We start from the raw sequence: 19,616 nt of genomic DNA on the forward strand, positions 1-19,616 counted from the left end.
TCCGGGCGTGCGGGTGTGGATTGGTAAGCATCCGGTGAGGACCGCGTAGCGGTCACTCAGGCTGCTTGGTTGACTTGCTTATTTCGGTCGCGCCAATTCCAGGGCAAAAGTTCGTCGAGCCGTTGTACGGGATGTGCAGCGATGCGTGCCAGGACGTCGGCGAGCCAAGCTTGTGGATCCACGTCGTTCATTTTGGCTGTGACGATCAGGCTGTACATCATCGCGGCACGGTCGCCGCCGCGGTCGGAGCCACAGAACAGCCAAGACTTCCGCCCCAGGGCGATGCCGCGCAGGGCTCGCTCGGCGGCGTTGTTCGACAGGCAGATGCGGCCATCGTCGAGGAAGCGGGTAAACGCATCCCAGCGCTTGAGCATGTAGTCCATCGCCTTGGCAACGTCGTTGCGCCGGGAGAGCTTGGCGCGTTGTTCACGCATCCAGACTTTCAGATCGGCCATCAGCGGCGCGCTCAGCTCCTGGCGGACGGCCCGGCGCCGTTCGGGCGTCTCGCCGTTGATGCCTCGCTCGATCTCGAACAAGGCGTCGATCCGACGGACTGCTTCCAGTGCCAGAGGCGAGATCACCGCTGGCTTTTTGCCTTGTACCTTGCGGCGCGCATTCTCCGCCAGATCAGCCATCACGAAGAACGGTCGTCGGGCATGGACCCAACACGCCGCTTCCAGGATCGGACCTACGTTGCGGCTCGGGTCGTAAAGCTTGCCATAGCCGCCATAGGCATCGGCCTGGAAGATGCCGTTGTAGCCGGCCAGATGGGCCTGGGGATGCTCGCCCGCGCGATCGCGCGAGTAATAAAACACTGCTCCCGGCGGGGCCTGCCCGCCAAAAGGCTTGTCGTCGCGTACATAGACCCAGATGCGGCCGGTGTCGGTCTTGCCTTTGGCCAGGACCGGCACCGTCGTGTCATCCCCGTGCAATCGCTCGGCACTCAGCACATGGGCCTCGAGGCGCCGGAACAAGGGCGTCAGCGCAACAGTGCAGCCACCAACCTGGTCGGCGAGGGTCGACAGGCTGATCGGCACGCCTTCCTTGCCATAGCGTTCGGCCTGACGGTTCAGCGGCTGGTGCTGGCCGAACTTCTCGAACAGCACCATCGCCAGTAAGCTGGGGCCGGCCCAACCACGGTCGATGACGTGGAACGGCGCCGGGGACTGGCTGATCTTCTCGCAATCACGGCAGCTGAACTTCTCCCGGACGTGCTGGATCACCTTCCAGGACTTCGGGATCACCTCCAGCGTCTCGGTGATGTCCTCCCCGAGCTTGGACAACCTCGCTCCGCCGCAGCAGGCGCACGCCACAGGTCCCGGCACGAGCACCCGCTCGCGAGGCAGATGGTCCGGGAACGGCTGGCGCGACGGCCTCTTGCGCGTGAACGAGGCCACCTTCGTCGTCTTGGCCGCGGCCATTTCGGCAGCGAGTTCGTCCTCAGTCGCTGAGGCCTCGAGCTCCTCCAGCGTCAGTTCGAGCTGATCCAGCAGCCTTGCGGTACGCTCCGAGCGAGGGCCATAACGATCACGGTTCAGCTTTTCGATCTGCAGCTTCAGGTGAGCGATCAGAGCATGGTCGTCGGACTGCTGGGCGCGAACGCTGGCGAGTTCGGCGCGCGTCGCCAGCAACGCCGCTTGCAGCGCCTCAATGTCTTCCGGCAGCTTCTGGGGACCGTCACCCATGCACCGATGGAATCACAAAAGCGACGATTTGGCGTGCGCTTTTTGCAATCTCACGGGACTATTGCGCAACCTATCCTGCGCTCTGCGGCCGCCAGCTGTGTTGGGGATTGCGCCAGTCGATCGCCTCCAGCAAATAGCCCATCTGAGCTGCGGTCAGCGATACCACGCCATCCACCGTCGCCGGCCAGATGAAGCGGCCACGGTCCAGTCGCTTGGCGTAGAGCGACAGCCCGATCCCGTCGTGCCAAAGGGCTTTGATCAGGGTGCCAGCACGACCACGGAACACAAAGACGTCGCCGGCAAAAGGATCCCGCCCCAGCCCCTCCTGCACCAGCAATGCCAGACCCTGCATGCCTTTGCGCATGTCAGTGTGACCGGTTGCGATCCAGATCCTCGCCCCTGCCGCGATCGGGATCATCGCCGCTCCAGCAGATCCAATACGCGAGACAACGCGGTCATATCAACGCCGGCGTCCACGATCACCCGACAGGCCTTGCCGACGACAATCTCCATGCGTCCGCTCGCTGGCCCCGCTAAAGTTACTGGCGGCGCCGGCGGTTGGTCCGGCATCACCATCGCTGGCACAAACGCTGGCTGAGGTTGTTCAGTATTGCTCGTCCGCGTCCCAAACGATCGTCGCCAAGTCAACAGGAGCGAGCGCGAGATGCCGTATCGTCGTGCTGTCGACGAGACCGCGCGCGGGGCCTGCAAACTCTCCAGAACGATCTTGAGTTTCTCATCATCGGTCCAGCGACGGCGACGGCCAGTCTCGACAACCTCGAACCGTTCAATCTGAGCACTGAACTTATTGCTGTCCATAAGGGCTGTTACACAGCACTGGTATTAACCCGACAAGGCGGCCCTCACCGGAGGGAGACGTGGATTGCGACCGACCACACTGATATGCGTCGCGGCATGAACTCGCTGGGCTTGCTGGTGCAGGAAGCCTTCAAGCGAGACCCGCACGGCGGCGACCTTTATGTGGTCCGTGGCAGGATCGGCAAGCTGATCAAGATCCTTTGGCATGATTGGCTGGGCATGTCGCTCTACGCCAAGCGGCTGGAGCGCGGCCGCTTCCTGTGGCCGTCGCGGCTGATGGCGTGGTGACAATCACCCCAGTCCAGCTTGGCTACCTGCTGGAGGGCATCGATTGGGGGATGCCGCAACACACGTGGCGGCCGCAGTAGCCGGCTGACCGCTGGGATTTTGAATCCGTGGCACGATCAGCAGTCCGGACAGACATTGCGTGTTGTGATTCTCTGGTCGGCGATGGGCGCTGATGGTTCTCTCCCCGACGATGTGACCACGCTGCAGGCGATTCTGCGCGCCGAGCGAGCGGCCCGGTTGGCCGCGGAGGCGGAAGCCCAGGCGGGAACATTGTTGATTGAGAAGCTCAAACTCACGATCAAGAAGCTGCGGCATGAGCAGTTCGGGCAGTCCTCCGAGCGAGGCGCGTTGCTGGACCAATTCGAGTTACAGCTTGCCGACCTGGAGAACGCGGCGCAAGCAGAGACCGCGGCGAAGGTGGCAGCCGAGAAGATTGCGGTGCCATCGTTCGAGCGCCGCAAGCAAGCTCGCCGGCCGCTGCCGGAGCAATTGCCGCGAGAGCGCATTGTCTATCCGGCGCCGGCTACCTGCCCGTGCTGCGGCGACAGCCGATTGCGCAAGATTGGCGAGGACGTAACCGAGACGCTGGAGTTTATTGCGCGCCAGTGGAAGGTGATCCAGCACGTGCGCGAGAAGCTCGTCTGCCGGCCCTGCGAAGCGATGACCCAACCGCCGGCCCCCCTCGCATCCGATTGCGCGCGGGCGTGCAGGGCCCAAGCTGCTGGCCCATGTTTCTGTTTGCCAAGTACGGCTGCACCTCCGCTTCATCGTCAGAGCGATGTCTACCAGCGTGAAGGCATCGATCTCGACGTTTCGACGCTCGCGCAAGGGGTAGGTGCCTACGCGGCGACCCTGATGCCTCTGGTCGAGGCGATCCGGAGTCACGTCTTCGCGGCCGAGCGTATCCACGCAGATGACACCACGGTGCCGGTCTTGGCCAAGGGCAAGATCCGGCGGGCCGGCTCTGGATCTATGTGCGCGACGACCGTCCGTTTGCCGGCCCAGATCCGCCGGCGGCGGTTTCTTCTACTCGCCCGATCGTGGCGTTGCGCATCCGGAGCAGCATCTGGCGCGTTATGCCGGACTGATGCAGGCCGACGCCTACGCCGGCTTCGGCAGACTCTACGAGGCCAATCGCAAGGGCGGTCCATCATCGAGGCCGCGTGCTGGGCGCACGGCAGGCGCAAGTTCTTTGATCTCGCGCGCTCAGCAAGGCGCCGATCGCGGCCGAGGCGGTAAAGCGCATCGATGTTCTGTTCGCTATCGAACGCGAGATCAACGGTTTTACTGCGCAGGACCCTTTGCGTGTGCGCCAGGAGCGTAGCCGCCCTCTGATCATCGAGCTGGAGGCGTGGTTGCGCGAGCAGCGCGCCAAGCTCTCCAGGAACAACGACACGAGCAAGGCGATCAATTACCGCCTCAGCCGGTGGGATGCATTTAGCCGCTTCCTCGATGACGGACGGCTTTGCATGACAACGGATGGTGTTGAGAAGTCCTTAGCTTCAGTTCGTGGCAGCTTTTTTTGGTTTTTCCTTCCAGGCAGCCACCATGCGTTCGTAGGCCTGCTCGACGCGTGCGACGTAACCAGCTTCCCGTTCGCGGATTTCCTTGATCCAATAGTCCCGGCCCGGGCCAGCCTTGCCGTAGGCACGGGGAGCCCCAGCCTTCAGAGCCACCTTCCGGAGTTTCATCGCCGTGAACGCTGGCCGCGCGTAAGCGTAGTCCTTCCCGGTCGTCAGGACGTGCCAGATCATGACTGCGAGCTTGCGCGCCGTCGCGACGGCTGCGACCCCGGCCCCGTGCTTTTTCTGCGTTCGGTTGAAGAATGCTCGCAACGGACCCGGCGCCGTCTTGGCTGACCACGCCGCCTCAACCAGCATCTTGCGGGCGTCACGGTTGCCCTGCTTCGAGATCCGGCCATGCCGTGCCGGGTGCTCGCCTGACTGCCGAACCCGCGGAGTCAACCCGAAATAGCTGCTGAGCTTATCCGGCGACGGGAAGCGTGCGATGTCGCCGATGGAGGCCAGTACACTCGATGCGACAACCGAACTCACGCCGGGGATCGTCATCAGCTTGAGAGAGCCCGTGGATCTCCAGAGCCTGCTGGGCCACGACTTTGTCGATCTCCGACAGTTGCTTCGTCACGCGTTCGAGTTCCACGATCAGACGCCAGAGCATTGCACGCTCCTCCGATGGGAGAGGCAGACTGTCCAGCCAATGCTGTCCGCGCTTGCCGAAGAGATAGCCTTTGTAGGGCGGGATGAGGTTGGCATGCAGGATAGCCTTCATGCGTCCTTTAATCCGGATGATCTGCGCCAAGACGCCAGCGCGCTCGGCCATCTGGCGCCGGCGGCTGTAGGTGTCCTCGTCAGCAACCCAGACCTCCGGCAAGAAGCCGGCAGCATGCAACTTTGCCAGGGTCCCAGCATCGACCTTGTCCGTTTTGACTCGCGCATAGGCAATCGCCCGAACGAGCCTCGGATTGGCGACCGCGACGCGCTTAACGTGCGGGCGCAGAATACGTTCGACAGCCGCGCTGTTGCCCGTCACCTCGATGACCACCTCATCTTCGAGGCTGAGTGTCTTGGCAAAGGCGACAAGCCGATCGTGGACGAGATCTACGCGGAGCTGTCGGATTACTGTTCCGTCCTCCAGGATCGCCACGTGGGCGAACGATCGGTGGATGTCCATGCCGACGATTTGCATGCTTGGTTCTCCTTGTCTCAGGAGCCAGTGGCTTGCACGACATCTACGGATCCGCGCTCGCAGCGCAGCCGGGCAAGTCGTAGGGGGCGGCCAAGTAACAAAGCGAGCTCACAGCTCATGGTCATGGCGGCCTGCCACCGTTTCGTGCTCCAGCGCCCCTATCCCGGCTTCGACAGACTAATCCGGACGACCAGTCCTCTCCACCGGGTTTGAGCGCTGAAAACATCATGCCCTTTAACAATGCTCCCGAGCGTGAGCTACGGGCGCTCGCCGTGGGACGAAAGAATCGGACCTTCGCGGGCTCCGATGAGGACGGCCGACGTGCGGCCGCCATCTACAGCCTTATCGCCACCGCCAAGCTCAATGATATCGACCCGCAGGCTTGGCTTGCCGACGTGCTGGCGCGCCTACCGGATCACCCTGCCAAGCGCATCAACGAACTGCTGCCTTGGAATTGGCAGCCTCAAAGCGTCGCCCACGCCGCTTAAGCACCATCAGCCTTCCGCCTAAGAACGACCCTAGCCAGGGACCTTAGCCGGATGCGTACGATTCGCACGACGCATAAGCGTCTGAAACAAGCCTATAACAACCACATGCCCTTTGCTCGAGGCACTTGCGTTCATCAATCTCTAAGAGACCGCGCCTTTTGCGAATCAACTTCTGTTCTTCGAATTGGCTTAGAGTCTCAGTGACCCCGGCCCGGCGCAATCCCAGGACAGAAGAAAGATACTCATGGGTAACTGGAAGCACACGAGCGTCCACGGCGTCGCTAGCCAGACAGAGCCAACTCGCGAGCCGCCTTTCGCGGCCGTGCCGGACCCCGCACAATCCTGTCTGGGCGCAATGCAGGGCGAGTGCTTGATCGTACCTGGAAAGATGTTCCCGGATTTCAGGACGATCATTCATCACGCGGCGCAAATCCTCCACACGAATCCTGTGCGCATTTCCGGGAAAGAGCACAACAGCTTGATGCGTCGAGATTTGTCTGCCCATTAAAAGCGAAGCACCAATCGCGCCACGATACCCTATTACCGCCACCTCCAGGAGGCTACCTGTCGCGACAATCCTGAGTGAGACGAGCCCCGACTCGACAAAATAGACATGATCAAGGGGCCTTTTCGGCTCCTGTAGCAGGGTCCGTTCTTTCAGGACAATCGGCTCAAGGAACGGCCCTAGGGCCGCCAGGTCTTGAGGAAAACATTTCGCTAGAATTGCGTTTCTGACAAAGGACTGAGGGCCACGAGCCTTTCCAGGCCGGCGAAGCATTTGCTGTGTATCGGACACCTGTTTCAGGACGGCATCCGCGGGGCGGTCGAGCCCTTCCAAGATATCGGGCACGGGGTCGCTCATAGTGTGGCCTGTCTCTTGGCAATTGATCTAGCCGAGCAGCTGACTCTAGCGATTCTGCTATGTTGATTTGCGCAATGAGCCTCGTGGCAACGCCCAAATCCCGCATCAAATCGTCCTTTTCGGTGGATTCAACGCATCGAGCGTGGCCGACGGCCTTGCCGCCTTAGGCAACGCGCGGAGAAGCGCCTCTATGGATACGGATTGGGATAGTCTCCGATTAGCGGCCGACGTGATAGAAGCAGGCCGATGGCGACCTCGTTGAGAACGGGAGCTCAGGAGCATCCTGGACGCCGTGTCAGATTATTGGGCGGCGATCCGGGCTTCCGCCTTCCGCCATCGCCTGCACTTCGACAACGACGGCCGCCTCCACCTGCGCCGAAGGATGCCCACCTGGCGACGAATGGGTCTCCTACCAGAGAGAGTGGTGAGAGCTCGGCGCGTCTCACTCGCTCCGGCAGCCCACAGCAAGACGCAATCGAGATCGACTATTCAGGCGAGGCTTGATGAGGATCCCCAGCGATGTAGATGCCGCACCACTAAGCGCTGCAGTCCGCGACATTGGCAAGCTATGGCAGCGATGATCCCGATGCCGTCTCCCGGATGGATCACGACCCGCCACACCGCCTGGTTGCGTGAAGATCTGAGCAACCGTCGAGCTTCACGCATCCGAAGTTATTCCCGTTTAAGGTACTGGATTGATCAACCGATAAGGGCCGACACGGCGTTTGCGCATCCCCAAGAGAGACTAAATCCGGACCCACCGTGTCCGTAATTATGGACTACGCATGTACCCGTCTCTAACATCTCTCGTTCAAGCCTGAGGCCTGACGGCCTTACTGGCCGCACTCCGACGACGAGCTGCCGAGGCCGTTCGCTTGCACTATGCCGAACCCAAGGAACGTAACGGCCGGCCCGGGCTACCACGTCCGACCACTTGATGGTTTCGACGAGGTCATTCAGGCCAGCCTCCGCACTACCGCCAATCATGACCTCTCCCCCCCCTGGGTATCACGTAGGCCATGCCGTCTGGATGGTCGTCGTCTCCAATATATTCGATGGGCGATCCGTCATTGGATGCGACCACAAAGTATTGCCCTTTGTAAGGTTCAAAAGCTTCGTCGTTGACGAGGGTTGCGGCTCCCAATCCGGTGCAATTAACGACAATATCATGTTGACAGCTGAGATCAGCCAAGCGCTCGACGTGCTGTCGCCTGAACTGCACGTTCCTCCTCTCGGCCTGCTCGACTAGCCAGTTCAGATAAGAGGACATTTTCGCCGCCGGCGCCTTCAATCTGTACCCCCACTTCACAGGGGCATTCGAAAGTGAGCTAATGGAGCCATGGAGCGCGCCTTCCGGCTCATTAAATCTCTGCAGCTCGTCATCTGTTAAAAACGCGAACTCGGGTGGAATATGCGACCAGGCGGGCACATGCCTCCGCTGGGCTCTAAAGAGCTCAACGCCACCAATGATTTCAACGCCGGATTCCGGATAAAGACGGGATATATCAAGCAATCGTTGCAGCGTCACCGAAGACCACTCAAGTACTTCCGCGGTTTCAGGGACGAGATACACGTGCCACACAGCTGTGGCTTTGACCGAATCAGTATCGGCTCCGAACTTGTCAGCGATGATTTGCACTTCATACCGGCTGGCTAGTACGATTGCAGTGGTGAGACCGACGACACCAGCTCCCACGACGCAGATGGACTTTGTCATCGGGAAGCCCTCGTATTTAAGAGCACACGCTGAAACGCCTTGAACAATTTTTCTGCCGCCGCGGCACGATCTTTGCGCAACTCCGTTGCTGTCTGCGTCACAACATGACCCGGAGGCGTCAATGGAGATCCTCCCAGCGAGAGAGCCAGAATCTGCACTCTACATGCAACTTCCATATAGTGCTGCAAATAGACCGCTTCCTCGATGTTTGGGGCCACGACGAGGAGCCCATGGTTGCGCAGCAGGCCAACTCCTCCTGTCTCAAACAGTCGCATGAGGGCAGGGTCAATCTCTGCCTCACGGAACAGTCCCTGATACTCGACACAAATCGTTTCAGGAATGAGTTCGACGGCTGTCTGCGAGACTGGAAGAAGCCCTGCGGCGGTTGTGCCGACAGCCAAGGCATTTTCGGAATGCGTGTGCAACGCGCTACCTGGTCGCGCCCGTACCTTATGGATCAGCCGATGAAGCTTATATCCGTCGGCATTCACACCCAGCTTTTCTGGATTCAGTTTGTCAATTTCATCGAGAGGAACCGTGATCCAGTCCGATGGCGTCATTTCAACGGCAAGAACACCATCGGGATTCATGGAAACAAAGATGCGTCCTCGACCGTCGACCCATGCGGTTGAAATGTGATTAAATATTGCGTCAACGTAATTCAGCTTTCCAAGTATTCGCCATGCATCTGTCATCTTGGCGTTGACAAGGTGCATATCACTTCCCTCGTTCAGCGACGCAAAGTCTTATTCCAAGATCTTCATATGCATTGTATGGAGGATCAAAGCTTCTGAACGTTATTTCCGCCGCTTCGATCTCGGACGATAGCCACGAGGACCCGCGCGCAACCCGATCGTCCAGGCCACAGACGTCTGCTTCTTGCCGGAAGGCCTCTTCAGAGTATGGCTTTGCTTTTGAAAGCGTCCATTCCCAGACATTGCCGACGATATCATGAAGACCACTCGAATTGAACGGAAATAGCCCGACGGCGCAGGGCCGAAGGGCCCTCGCCTCCTCGTTACTTTCTGCGGCCCGCAAATGAGCGTTCTCGTAAGGAGCCCCCTCCGTCCAGGGATAGGGGTTGTCTCCACTCAGTTGCCGGGCCACGCTCTCCCACTCGGCTTCTGTCGGCAGACGTACCTGTTGACCTTTGTCCAGTTTTCCCTCCTTGCGAAGCCGGGCGTCGATCCAGCTCGCATAAGCCAGCGCCTCCCACCAATTCACCCCGACAACCGGTTGATTTGGCCTGTTGTGTGAAGGGGCGGACCAGTACATCGGGGAAGATCGCTTTATCATTCGCTCGCATTGATCCGGGAAGTCTTCAGCAATCAGGCGCTGCCCAAGCACTTCACTCGTGAGGTGCGTCGGTGCAACGTCCCGAGCACGGTTCAGGACGGCATTGCGGAAGTCATCATCACCGCTTGCCCACGTCCATCCTTCGGCACTCTGCCAGTGCTCCCGCTGCTTGTAGCCTCCATCATCCAGGAACTGCTTGTATTCGGCGTTGGTCACCAAGAACGCCGATAACGCATAGCGGCTTAGCATTCCCTTGATGGGAGGTGAGGCAGGAACGCTGGAATATTTCGTTATTCTCGTGATATGGTTGGTCGATCGCCCAATCTGCCTGGGTCCGGTCTCTAGCCAGAATAGCCTCGAACTGAACTCGGCCTCGAGCCTCGGGTCGCCTAACGTGCCCAGAAGATCGCCGTTCCGCATCCTCTTCGAGAACGGCAGCGAACGCCTGCTCAGCCACTTGAGCAACTCGGATTGGGTCGCCAGGATCCTCTGTTTGAGGTCCCGCATCAAGTTCTGACCATGCGTGACGGATACTACTTCGCTGAGCATTTCGGCTCGGGCCAGAGCAGCTTCGATCGTGCGGCTTCCAGGCCCACCTCTCAATTCACCAACGAAGGCGTTTATTTCGTTCTTTCCTTCTTCGCTTGCCGCCCGCAGTCCGGCCCAATACCGGATCGGCGGATGCCACTTCTCGAGCAATGCGTAACCGCGTCGCTGAGTGACCGGCCGCTTGGCTAACGCATAACCGGCCAGCACCTCCCGAAACACGTTGTGCGCGAAGTCGTATTCATTTCGCCGCAGCGGCGGCAAGATGCCATGTCCGCGCCGAATATGAGCCGCAATGCTCGTGATAAGGTTTTCCCGGGTCTCAAAGAGCGTCGCTTCCGAGAGCCGGCACGTGTTTTTTGAGACGCGCCGAAGGTCTTCGTCAGTCAGGATCTTTGTCCCGCCCTGTACGAGCCGTTCTTGCGCCGTGAAGGCGGCTTCCGCAAGCGCGTCCAGTATCCAGCTTGCATGTTCGGTAACGAGAAGCTTCTGTTCGCCGAACAGGTGCTTTTTGATGAAGAGCCGGTCAACAGCTCTGAGGCACAATTGACTCACAGATGAGGGGATATCGCGGCTCTCGTCCGAATAGATCGTTTGCAGGATGTTAAGCATCAACGGCGTCAAGCAAACAGCACCGAGCTCGGAGTTCGTCGAAATTGCACTGGCTACATCGAGTTTGCGCTTCTCCAGATCTGCTGTGTCAAGCCCTTCTTCTGCGCGAAGTCCAATCGCAACGTCGTGCCAGCGAACCACTGCTTCCCTTGCCTGTTCTGGCGAGAAATTGGAGATTTCAAACAGGGCCGCTGGCCTTATCTTGGTTCGATCGTCCTCGTGCCAGTCGGCCACGCGGCTGGTCACAATTGTGCTGAGGCCACCTGTCCGGAAGCTCTCGTTGTTTGGGATGTTGACGCTTCGTATCAAAGCGGCAGCCTCAATCCGTGTAGGTATCTGGTCGCCGGTTCCGTGCGTCAGTGGAAGCTCGTCCAGGCCGTCGAAAATCAACGTGGCGGTCTTCAGGGATTTTTCCAATTCGAGGAGCGCCCCTTCATCCAACTCGAGTTCAACTGCTCGCAGTGCACACTCTACGATCGCCCGCTGATTGGTCCTGTCTTTTAGCTTCAAAGACGCGAGTGGCACGTAGAACGCAAAGCGGTCCAACTTGCTTGCAAGAAATTCTTGAGCAAATCTGGTGGTCAGGAACCGAGCAAGGGTCGACTTGCCATATCCCGGATGGCCAATCACGACCGCACATTGCTCTGTGGTCGTCCAAAGAGCATTTATATCCCGCTCGACATTTCGTTCATCGGCAGTTCGGAATGTCGGCGGCACCCATAGCTCGCGGAGATTGCTACGCCGGGCAGCAGCCCGACCGGACCGATCGAAGACGAATTCGGCAGGGTCTCCGTACTCCAGGCTATCCAGCTTGGCGATCGCTGCAGCCAAATACTGTGCTTCGCCGTCGGCGAGTGATCTTCGAACGGAAGAGGATGATGGCGCTACTCTGATCACTTTCTCTTCAGGAGTTCGCTGCCTTTTCGGGCCATCGCCATCCATCTGTTCCTCGCAATATACTTTACGAACCTCGCATACACGGAAATTGACTCAGCGCCGTCAGAGTCCCGGTCGCGGAGCGTCTCCAACACCCCCCTTCCCGAGACACAAAATACAGGACCGGTTCTGGAATCTGGCTCGGCTCCCGATCGTCCAGCAGCGGCACATTGAATGTGTTCTGGTTGGGCAAAATCGGCCTTTGCGTATCCACCAAGGGCCGGCCCTCAGCTTCGACCCGCCAAACATAGATCGGCGCCTTTGTCAGGTTCTGTATTTCGAGATCCCACTGCCGGCCCCTCACCAGATCTGTGACATCCTCTTGCACGAGCTGCGACGTGAGCCAGAGATAGACCGCGGTCTGTTCATCAATCGACTTCTGTTCTTGTTCCTTCCGATTTTTCCCAAACTGCCAGATGAGCGACACCAACGCGGTCATTACGCCAAGAAACGTCGCGCTACCGGATACAACCTGGCCCCAAGAGCCGAATTTTTGATAATCAATTGCGCCGAGCCGAATGCCCCAGTAATTGACCGTAACCAGCATCAAACAGAAGAAGAGCAGCAGCAGAACAGCTACCCAAAGTAAGGCGAACACGATCTGGTCGGTCGTGCTGCGCCGCAGTTCAGGGCCGCGCATTTCGGTCACCTGACCCTATAGGGGTCCTTGCCAGACTTGATCATGTTGATGATCGACGCGACCGCCCGATTGGCCATCGCATCCCGCGCATCGCTGGTAAGCGAAGCAATATGGCCGGTTATCATTAGTCGTGTCGGTATGAGCAACTTGGCAGCAGCGGCGATCTCGGCCTGCTCGTAAAACCCATCGAAGGCTGCATAGCCGAGCTTTCCTGACAAAAGGGCGTCCAACAAAGCTGTTGGGTCAATGATCTCGGCGCGCGCGCTGTTGATCAGAATGAGCCCGGGCCTGAACCTGTCAAACTGTCTTCGCCCGATCAAACCGCGCGTTTCGTTATTGCCTGGTGTCATGACAATCAGGACGTCGACACTCTCCGAAAGCTCGTCAAGCGGCCGGTAAGTCAACCCAAGGCGCGCCTCCTCGGCTGGCTTTCGCGTTCTTGAGAAGTAAGAGACGGGACAATTAATGCCCCATCTCAGAATTTCAGCAATACGGGTGCCAATGCCACCGAGACCCACGATTCCGACATGCAGATTCGCCAAGTCTCTTTGTTTTTCTTCCTTCCCGGAATTTCCCTCAGAGTACGCCAGCGCGTATTGATGGATGCGGCGGGTCGAGTTCAAAAGCAGGCCGATTGTGAATTCGGCAACGGCATTGCTGAGAGTGCCCGGCGTGTTGGTGACTGCGATCCCACACCTGTCAGCCGCATCGGCATCGATAAATGATTGATACCCCATTCCAAGAAAGGCGATTATCTTGAGTTTCTTTGCGCCTTGAAGTGCCTTTGCTGTTGCAAACTCGTCTCCGCCCAAGAGGTATCCCGCCTTATCGGCCAGGGCTGCCGCGAGTTCATCCTCAGATAACAGATTTGTCGGGTTCTCGACCACAAATCCCGCTTCAACCAGCGGCTTTAGCAATTCCTCGCGAACGCTGGTGCCAGTTACCAAGATCTTGTCTGACATGGTCACTTCCTCTGTGTTAAACGCCCAGCTGCGCCTCGCGCAGCAGCTCGTCATAGTAGCGCACCCTGGCGCTGACGCCGTGCGACGCGCCGGCCAGATACTGCCGCGCGTCATAGCCTAGCTTTTCAAGCGCGGTCGCCGCTTCAGCGATGAGGCGGGTATGCGCCTCGTCTTCTCCAATGTTCGCGTGAAGGAAGCTCTTGTAGTCTGCTGTTGGCAAAGCGGTATCGAAACAAGCCTCCACCGCTCGATATTCGGCGAGAAGCATTTGCTCATTTCCGACGCCAAGAGCTCCAAGCGCTCGCATTGGATCAGCCTCAGTTTGCTGCAACGCCTCGATGAACGATGCTACCGCTTCGGTTACTTTGACCGGTCGATCTGATAGCCCAATGGACCTGCACAACTTCCAAATGAGCCACGGGTGAGAACGATCTGCAATCCCGCCACGGACTGAGCTGTGCTCGCCATCGACGACCGGCATCAGAAGTGAGCGAACGTGAACATTCGCAATCCTGGCAATTACTCGAAGCAGGATCTGCGAAAACGGGTTGGTGACCACAGCCTCCTGGCTCGCCCAAAGTGCTAGAGCATCTGGGTGATTCTTTGCGTACTCGAAAAAGGGATGCACCTCTATTCGAGCGCGCCGCTCAATCGCTTCCGCTTCAGCAATGAATGGGGCAATCGGCCAATGGACAATTGGCTGGAAATATTTGTCCACCGGAAACGCGGTCCTTGGCAAAGCATCGCTATTCATAGCTTCCCTCAGCATTCCGGGCACACCCCTCCGTGCGAGTTCATAACAGGATAAAAATACATATTCACCGCGATTTCATCGTCTTTCGCAGTACTCCAATCCGCTCAAGACTAAGAAGCACGCCCACCATGATAGATTGTAAAATTTGGGCCGCACGGCGCTCTTCATTTAAGATGCATCAACGCAATGGCGAGCGGCTGCGCGCCCCTTACAACAAAATGCCACCTATTGGTCCAATACCGCCTTCCTTGTACCGGCCCAGCCCATCCCGCCGAGCCAAACCGGAAAATGTTCGCAGATGGCTGCTTGCAAGACGTTGCGCAGTTTTGATTTTGATCACGAGATCGAAGCCCTATCTGCAGTCGCTGTTCGACCGAGTCTTTTTAATTGGAACAGCGACGAGAAGTTGCGAGACAAACGGCCACACGGCGCAGGAATTCACCGATTTTTGGGCCTCCGCGCAGCATCGAGGCCAACACCATCGTCTGGAGAAGGTCACGAGCTCGCGAGACAGCGCTCTGTCGGGACGCCCATAGGGAAATCGTGAGTCGAACTAGATGCTGATGAGGGGCGGGCAGCGCTGAGACCAGGTTCGAGGGTGAATCCGCCGCGTTCGCCTCGGGCGCTTCGCGTCGCGCTGAACATCGACGGCTGGCGCGTACGAATGGCGGGTTGGACACCTGGTCCAGATCGGACCATGGACAAGGTTTCGATCGCAGCTTCTGGCAACAGCCCAGCTTTTCATCGTTCAGTACAACGCTGGAGCCGCCCCAACATCTCCGCTATCTCGATTTTCTCAAGGGTGCGTAATGGCGCGCCCCAAGAAGGCGCAGCGCGAGCATCCGATCAACAGCTAAAGATGGAGAAAGTGACATGATAGCCGACTGAAAGACCGGCAGACGACCTGTGCGAGGACGTAAAAACAGGGAATGACCTGCGTTCTCTACTTATCGATCTTTGAGAACGTATTGATGACTGCAACAGAATCGCGGACGGCACGCGCGAGCGTCAAGAGATTGGATCAGACCACGGATATCTTCAAACGGCCCCTGGATCTATGGGGCCTATCCGGGCTGTAGCGAGAAGCCTTACGGTCTACCAAAGGGCTGGGCAAGGCGGGAGAGGATCATCCTTGGACGACCATGCCTGGTCTCGGCTCGCGGCAGCAAAGATCGGGGCTTAAAAAGGGGCACGCGGACCGGGGTGGTGGGACGACAGCAAAGTGGGCGCGTCTGCACGGTGCCCTCGACACCTTCCCTGCCTCTGAATCGAGATACTTGCAGATGCGCAGCGATGTGCGGCTGTGTGAGGCCGCCATCGGCCTGATCTGTCGAGCCTGCGTCGCGGCCCGCCTTAAGCGTTGTTGAGGTAGCCTCCTCGCCTCGCCACCGCGTTGCGCGAGTTCACCAACCGGCACATCCGTGCCAACCGCCATGACCACGTATAAGCCTTCCGAAAACCAGGAGCAGGGTAGTGTTCTAGGCCCAGGCGGGCCGGCGCAGCGCTCGCTGCCCCTAAGGTGCTTTGCGGGGCAACAGCCATGAAACATCCACTATGGACCTGGATAGTTTTCGAAGCGCAACCCGCGATATAGTCTCAGTCACGCGCCACTTCAGCCTCATGAGAGAACAGTCGGGTGGAAGAAGCATTCGCAATAGTTACTCTGCTAGCCATTCGACTTCGCTGAACCCGACGTCCACGTCGAGAGGCCGTTAAGACGCGGGAACGCGACGCAGCGCGGATATTCGCTTCGCTGTGGGGATGCTGTCGCAGCGAGCACGCAGGCAAGGAGACTGGCCGAGGATCAACAGGAGAGTGTACAACGAGAGTACTGCCAACAGCCCCTATGCGTAGGTTCGCGCCCGTCAGTTCGATCGGCCGGGTTATCTCGAATTGCAGGCTCGTCTGAGGCTGAGGCTACGCTGCTCGCTACAACAGTCTGAACGTAAGGAAAAGTCATGCCGGGACATCGTCGTAACGGATGTAATCGCTTCTTCCATGGTACAGATCGAGCGGCGTAATGAGGATTTCGGTGGTGTCATCACCGGCGTCGGCAATAGCCGACCCATTGCTATGGTATCACAGGATTCCCCGACCAAGCGCGCTCTCGGCGGTCGATAGGACTTTCATCGGCAGGACTGCTGTTCCTGGACACGTTCTTTCTGCCAAGGCAATTGCGCGGAAGGGGTTTTGGAAACGCGATCTTGAAGACATTTGAAGAAGAGGGCCGACAGTGCGGCTGTCGATCGACCTTCCTTTACACCGCCAATTTTCCGGATTTCTACATTCGGAACGGATGGAAGGTCTTCGGCCGAACGCCTTGCGACCCGCCCGGAGCATTCCGCGTTTTTATGACCAAGAGCCTGGAAGCGCGCTCATAGCCTGCTTAGGGCCCAACAACAGATGGATAGACCAGATAATTGCCCAAAAGAGCGCCCCACATTGCAAATTCGGATGGCTATGGTTCGCTGTTGCGACTCACAGCTGCGTGGATGTGGTCGGAAGAAGCGCGAAAACAGACGCATGGCGTGTCGGAACCGAACTCCAGAATGAACTGTATGCGTGCGACGAAGGCCTAGGCCGCATGCAGGCCTGAAATCGGATCAAGCCGAACAGGAAATGCACTTCCAAAGCTACGAATGCGGCCTACCGAGTAGGGTCGTCGCGACGCCGCACTCTCACCAGAACGCGTCCCAGCGTGGCAGCTGGAAATCTCACCCCCTGCCACAACTATCAAAGGCCGAAAGCATGTTGTTTCGAAGGACAGCTATCGGGAGCAAAATTCTCCAGCTCGGCGAGAGGGCCAGCAAGGCACATGTCGAGACTCCCGCACTAGTGAGGTGGGTTGCCCAGCACTACGCGACGGAGATTCAGCCGGGCTTGGCCGGCTCCGATGAGCGTCGCGGCGCGCTGCACTCGCTCGAGTTCGTAATCAGCGTTGAGCGCCGTTAGATCTCATTGTTCTGGCAGATCGTCCAACCAGCAGGCAGCCTCGACGTGAGGCCGGGAAAAGATTTGTCCGATCTTCTCGGGAACTTTGTTTTGGTGATATCGCATGTACACGCGGCCATCGTCTCCCAAATCCAGTATTTCGATCTTTCCTGTGTAATGAGACATGATGTATTTGAACGTCTTCTCGATGCCACTAAGGCGCTGGTTGACGCCGCGAGCAATCTCTATTCCCCGTCGGAGCGCAACCTGAAAATGAGAAGCGCCCTTCACGGGCCTCGCTTGAAAGAGGTAGTAAGGGCGCACTCCGGTGTCGTGGCATTTGGCGAAGGTTTCTGCGAGGATTTTGGGATCATCGTTGACCTTCGCGAGAAGTACGGCTTGGTTGAGGAACTGCACGCCTTGCGCCCGCAACGAGCGAACTTTGTGCTCCGCATCGGACGAGATCTCACCAACGTGATCGAAATGCGTGACGATTATTGGAGTTTTGCCTGCCTTGTGAATCCGCTCGAACAGTGTCGGCAGAGCAGAATCTTCAAACCGCCTTGGTTCATAGGCGAGCATTTTTGTGCCAAATCTGATCGAACTCAAATGATTGATAGGCAGCAGGTGGTCAAGGATCCTATTCAGCTTGGCCGTACTAAGCACGAACGGGTCGCCTCCCGATAGCAATACGTTGGTCATCTCAGGATGGCGCGCAATATACTGCGCGACCTGATCGAAGTCTGGTGCGATTTCATCGGAATCCTTGCCCACGATTCGCTTGCGAAAACAATAACGGCAATATGAACCGCAGCGTTCCGTCACCAGCAACAGGCCGGTCTGCGGGTACTTGTGCTGCAGTCCCGGAACGACCGTGTTGTCGTGTTCGCCGCTCGTATCCAAGGTGCCTGGGCTCTCGAACTCGTCCAGTGAGGGCTCTACAATGCGCCTCAGCTGATCGTAGTACCTGCCTTTGGCAATCTGCTCGCGATAGAACTTTGTGACATGATAAGGCGTGATGTTGTTGATTTGCAGTTCGCTCTCGCTAACTACGCGCGTTTCTTCGATGAAGTTCAGTACGCGTGCTTTGCAATCCTGCGGATCAGCTATGGTTTCCATTGCGACACCTCGTCTGTCCTGACCAGCGCGTTTGATGCGATACGAGCTGCTCGTCTACATTACAGCAACAACAGTGGATCGATACCTACCGGGTGTGGTGAGGGCTACCAGAGTCGGGAGTTGAGAGAGGCACTCTGTCCAGCTCAGCCGCACATTTGCAGGCGTCCGGTCGCCGGCGTTCAAGGCAGTCCAAGCAGCGGCTGCAAGCCCAATGCTCTGGTAGGCACCAGGCACGCTGGCACTGCCAAACATAGCAAAGTGCTGCGGAGCTAAGATCAAGATCTGGAAGTTGTAGCGGGTAGCACCATCGGTGTAGACCGCTTGCATGTTGATGGTGTCACCGGAGCCGGTCGGAAGATTCTTGATGGGCGATGCCAGCTGAGCAGCCCAACTCCGCTTGTCGCCCGGATGACGGCTCGGCTCGGTACGCACCGTAGTACGCAACATGATTGTTATGCGCTGCGACCGAGGCCTGAAAAAAGCCCCAAGCCTGATCGGCGCGGGCCGAGCCCTGGATATCAGGAGCCTCGTTGCGCCAAGGTCATTGGCGCCAAAGTTGCCAGAACAGCCTGCCACTGACGTAAGGGCGGCGCCGACATTATATAGGTTACTCTGGTAGTAACGGTCGGATCAACAGCCGAGATCGATGCAGTCCTGCCCTGGCCGAAGTCTGCGCAAAAGAAGTCGGGTCGACGTTTTCCGACGACGTCCAACTACTTTCGCCCCCAATTCATCATGACTTGCGGCGCCCTCTCGAACGCTACCGATGGATCGACGAGCTAACTAGCGTCGCGATACGGATGATTCCGCTCGCGCCAATCATGCCTGATCGAGCTCGTGAGAGGCGCAATAACTTTGTACGAAACGAACAAACGTGCAGGCTGGCTCCTCCGTTGTGATCAAATGGAGACACAACCGTCCGAGGCAACAGGTGACTCGAAAACTCGCTATGCGCTCGGCAACATTGCAACGCGCCAGGTCGGTGATGAGTGGGGGCACATCGATCTGAGCGACATATTGCGGAGCTCTTCGCAGTGTTCTCGGCGCCAGCATACTGATCGCGGTCACTACCAGCTGACGCTATCTGCGCGTGGATCGTGGTTTTGTGACCACAGAGCGTGGGTCCGATAGACCGATGCGCTGCCCCCTCTTGGGCATCGCGATCGCTCTCGATGGCGAACTCGCCATCGCGCTCATTCATGGTTCAAACGACTATCAGCGCTGCCGAATTTTGACCTTGCCCCAGGGGGTTAAT

General features: G+C 58.3%; 13 protein-coding genes and 4 pseudogenes. 5 read left to right on the forward strand and 12 right to left on the reverse strand.

What is annotated here, in order from left to right; translation table 11 throughout:
- Positions 1 to 56: 56 nt before the first annotated feature.
- The 3 genes from AAFG16_RS40410 to AAFG16_RS40420 all read right to left on the reverse strand — a co-directional run bounded on the left by AAFG16_RS40410 (position 57) and on the right by AAFG16_RS40420 (position 2,504).
- Positions 57 to 1,685: an IS66 family transposase gene (locus tag AAFG16_RS40410; protein ID WP_194482923.1), complete on the reverse strand. Its 1,629-nt coding sequence runs from the start codon at positions 1,683 to 1,685 to the stop codon at positions 57 to 59.
- Between the two features lie 70 nt (positions 1,686 to 1,755).
- On the reverse strand, positions 1,756 to 2,103 hold the full coding sequence (gene tnpB / locus AAFG16_RS40415; RefSeq protein ID WP_080134400.1) for an IS66 family insertion sequence element accessory protein TnpB: 348 nt from the start codon (positions 2,101 to 2,103) through the stop codon (positions 1,756 to 1,758).
- The gene (locus AAFG16_RS40420; RefSeq protein WP_080134401.1) at positions 2,100 to 2,504 is read right to left on the reverse strand and encodes a transposase; all 405 of its coding nucleotides are present in this window, start codon (positions 2,502 to 2,504) and stop codon (positions 2,100 to 2,102) included. Before AAFG16_RS40420 ends, tnpB (AAFG16_RS40415) begins: the two co-directional genes overlap by 4 nt.
- Positions 2,505 to 2,600: 96 nt before the next feature.
- Here AAFG16_RS40420 and tnpB (AAFG16_RS40425) point away from each other — a divergent pair, with 96 nt between their 5' ends.
- From tnpB (AAFG16_RS40425) to AAFG16_RS40440, 4 genes and pseudogenes are all read left to right on the forward strand, one after another.
- Complete coding sequence (gene tnpB / locus AAFG16_RS40425; protein WP_342734367.1) at positions 2,601 to 2,792, forward strand: IS66 family insertion sequence element accessory protein TnpB; 192 nt, start codon at positions 2,601 to 2,603, stop codon at positions 2,790 to 2,792.
- A gap of 162 nt (positions 2,793 to 2,954) precedes the next feature.
- Positions 2,955 to 3,686: pseudogene (locus AAFG16_RS40430) on the forward strand (IS66 family transposase zinc-finger binding domain-containing protein); the annotation flags it as partial.
- A 19-nt stretch (positions 3,687 to 3,705) separates the two neighbouring features.
- Positions 3,706 to 4,116, forward strand: a complete 411-nt coding sequence (locus AAFG16_RS40435) for a transposase (RefSeq protein ID WP_342741055.1) — start codon at positions 3,706 to 3,708, stop codon at positions 4,114 to 4,116.
- Positions 4,055 to 4,231: pseudogene (locus AAFG16_RS40440) on the forward strand (transposase); the annotation flags it as partial. The gene AAFG16_RS40435 and the pseudogene AAFG16_RS40440, both read left to right, overlap by 62 nt.
- A 63-nt stretch (positions 4,232 to 4,294) precedes the next feature.
- Here AAFG16_RS40440 and AAFG16_RS40445 read toward each other — a convergent pair.
- Positions 4,295 to 5,483, reverse strand: a pseudogene (locus AAFG16_RS40445) (IS110 family transposase).
- 251 nt (positions 5,484 to 5,734) lie between these two features.
- On the opposite strand from AAFG16_RS40445, the pseudogene AAFG16_RS40450 reads away from it, so the two are divergent.
- A pseudogene (locus AAFG16_RS40450) lies at positions 5,735 to 5,986 on the forward strand (transposase domain-containing protein); the annotation flags it as partial.
- 43 nt (positions 5,987 to 6,029) lie between these two features.
- On the opposite strand, the gene AAFG16_RS40455 reads toward AAFG16_RS40450, so the two are convergent.
- The 8 genes from AAFG16_RS40455 to AAFG16_RS40490 form a co-directional block, all read right to left on the reverse strand.
- On the reverse strand, positions 6,030 to 6,848 hold the full coding sequence (locus AAFG16_RS40455; protein ID WP_342734368.1) for a Crp/Fnr family transcriptional regulator: 819 nt from the start codon (positions 6,846 to 6,848) through the stop codon (positions 6,030 to 6,032).
- A 973-nt stretch (positions 6,849 to 7,821) separates the two neighbouring features.
- Positions 7,822 to 8,565: an FAD-dependent oxidoreductase gene (locus AAFG16_RS40460; RefSeq protein WP_342734370.1), complete on the reverse strand. Its 744-nt coding sequence runs from the start codon at positions 8,563 to 8,565 to the stop codon at positions 7,822 to 7,824.
- Positions 8,562 to 9,281, reverse strand: a complete 720-nt coding sequence (locus tag AAFG16_RS40465) for a class II aldolase/adducin family protein (RefSeq protein ID WP_283081839.1) — start codon at positions 9,279 to 9,281, stop codon at positions 8,562 to 8,564. The genes AAFG16_RS40460 and AAFG16_RS40465 overlap by 4 nt, the downstream gene beginning before the upstream one ends.
- A gap of 1 nt (position 9,282) precedes the next feature.
- Complete coding sequence (locus AAFG16_RS40470) at positions 9,283 to 11,961, reverse strand: SUMF1/EgtB/PvdO family nonheme iron enzyme (protein ID WP_342734373.1); 2,679 nt, start codon at positions 11,959 to 11,961, stop codon at positions 9,283 to 9,285.
- Between the two features lie 19 nt (positions 11,962 to 11,980).
- A complete protein-coding gene (locus tag AAFG16_RS40475) occupies positions 11,981 to 12,595 on the reverse strand; it encodes a hypothetical protein (protein WP_342734375.1) in 615 nt (204 codons plus the stop codon).
- Between the two features lie 5 nt (positions 12,596 to 12,600).
- Complete coding sequence (locus AAFG16_RS40480) at positions 12,601 to 13,557, reverse strand: NAD(P)-dependent oxidoreductase (protein ID WP_342734377.1); 957 nt, start codon at positions 13,555 to 13,557, stop codon at positions 12,601 to 12,603.
- 16 nt (positions 13,558 to 13,573) lie between these two features.
- Positions 13,574 to 14,311 carry an iron-containing redox enzyme family protein gene (locus AAFG16_RS40485; RefSeq protein ID WP_283081843.1) on the reverse strand — a complete coding sequence of 246 codons (738 nt, stop codon included), beginning with the start codon at positions 14,309 to 14,311 and terminating at the stop codon, positions 13,574 to 13,576.
- Positions 14,312 to 17,266: 2,955 nt separating this feature from the next.
- A complete protein-coding gene (locus tag AAFG16_RS40490) occupies positions 17,267 to 18,361 on the reverse strand; it encodes a KamA family radical SAM protein (RefSeq protein WP_342734380.1) in 1,095 nt (364 codons plus the stop codon).
- Positions 18,362 to 19,616: the final 1,255 nt, after the last annotated feature.

The organism is Bradyrhizobium sp. B117 (genome assembly GCF_038969555.1).
Taxonomy (GTDB): Bacteria; Pseudomonadota; Alphaproteobacteria; order Rhizobiales; family Xanthobacteraceae; genus Bradyrhizobium.

Bases quoted from the DNA above. Each gene is read 5' to 3' on its own strand.
- AAFG16_RS40410 (WP_194482923.1), bottom strand. From the start codon at position 1,685: ATGGGTGACGGTCCCCAGAAGCTGCCGGAAGACATTGAGGCGCTGCAA.
- AAFG16_RS40490 (WP_342734380.1), bottom strand. From the start codon at position 18,361: ATGGAAACCATAGCTGATCCGCAGGATTGCAAAGCACGCGTACTGAAC.
- AAFG16_RS40465 (WP_283081839.1), bottom strand. From the start codon at position 9,281: ATGCACCTTGTCAACGCCAAGATGACAGATGCATGGCGAATACTTGGA.
- tnpB (WP_342734367.1), top strand. From the start codon at position 2,601: ATGAACTCGCTGGGCTTGCTGGTGCAGGAAGCCTTCAAGCGAGACCCG.
- tnpB (WP_080134400.1), bottom strand. From the start codon at position 2,103: ATGATCCCGATCGCGGCAGGGGCGAGGATCTGGATCGCAACCGGTCAC.
- AAFG16_RS40485 (WP_283081843.1), bottom strand. From the start codon at position 14,311: ATGAATAGCGATGCTTTGCCAAGGACCGCGTTTCCGGTGGACAAATAT.
- AAFG16_RS40480 (WP_342734377.1), bottom strand. From the start codon at position 13,557: ATGTCAGACAAGATCTTGGTAACTGGCACCAGCGTTCGCGAGGAATTG.
- AAFG16_RS40460 (WP_342734370.1), bottom strand. From the start codon at position 8,565: ATGACAAAGTCCATCTGCGTCGTGGGAGCTGGTGTCGTCGGTCTCACC.
- AAFG16_RS40455 (WP_342734368.1), bottom strand. From the start codon at position 6,848: ATGAGCGACCCCGTGCCCGATATCTTGGAAGGGCTCGACCGCCCCGCG.
- AAFG16_RS40420 (WP_080134401.1), bottom strand. From the start codon at position 2,504: ATGGACAGCAATAAGTTCAGTGCTCAGATTGAACGGTTCGAGGTTGTC.
- AAFG16_RS40435 (WP_342741055.1), top strand. From the start codon at position 3,706: ATGACACCACGGTGCCGGTCTTGGCCAAGGGCAAGATCCGGCGGGCCG.
- AAFG16_RS40470 (WP_342734373.1), bottom strand. From the start codon at position 11,961: ATGGATGGCGATGGCCCGAAAAGGCAGCGAACTCCTGAAGAGAAAGTG.
- AAFG16_RS40475 (WP_342734375.1), bottom strand. From the start codon at position 12,595: ATGCGCGGCCCTGAACTGCGGCGCAGCACGACCGACCAGATCGTGTTC.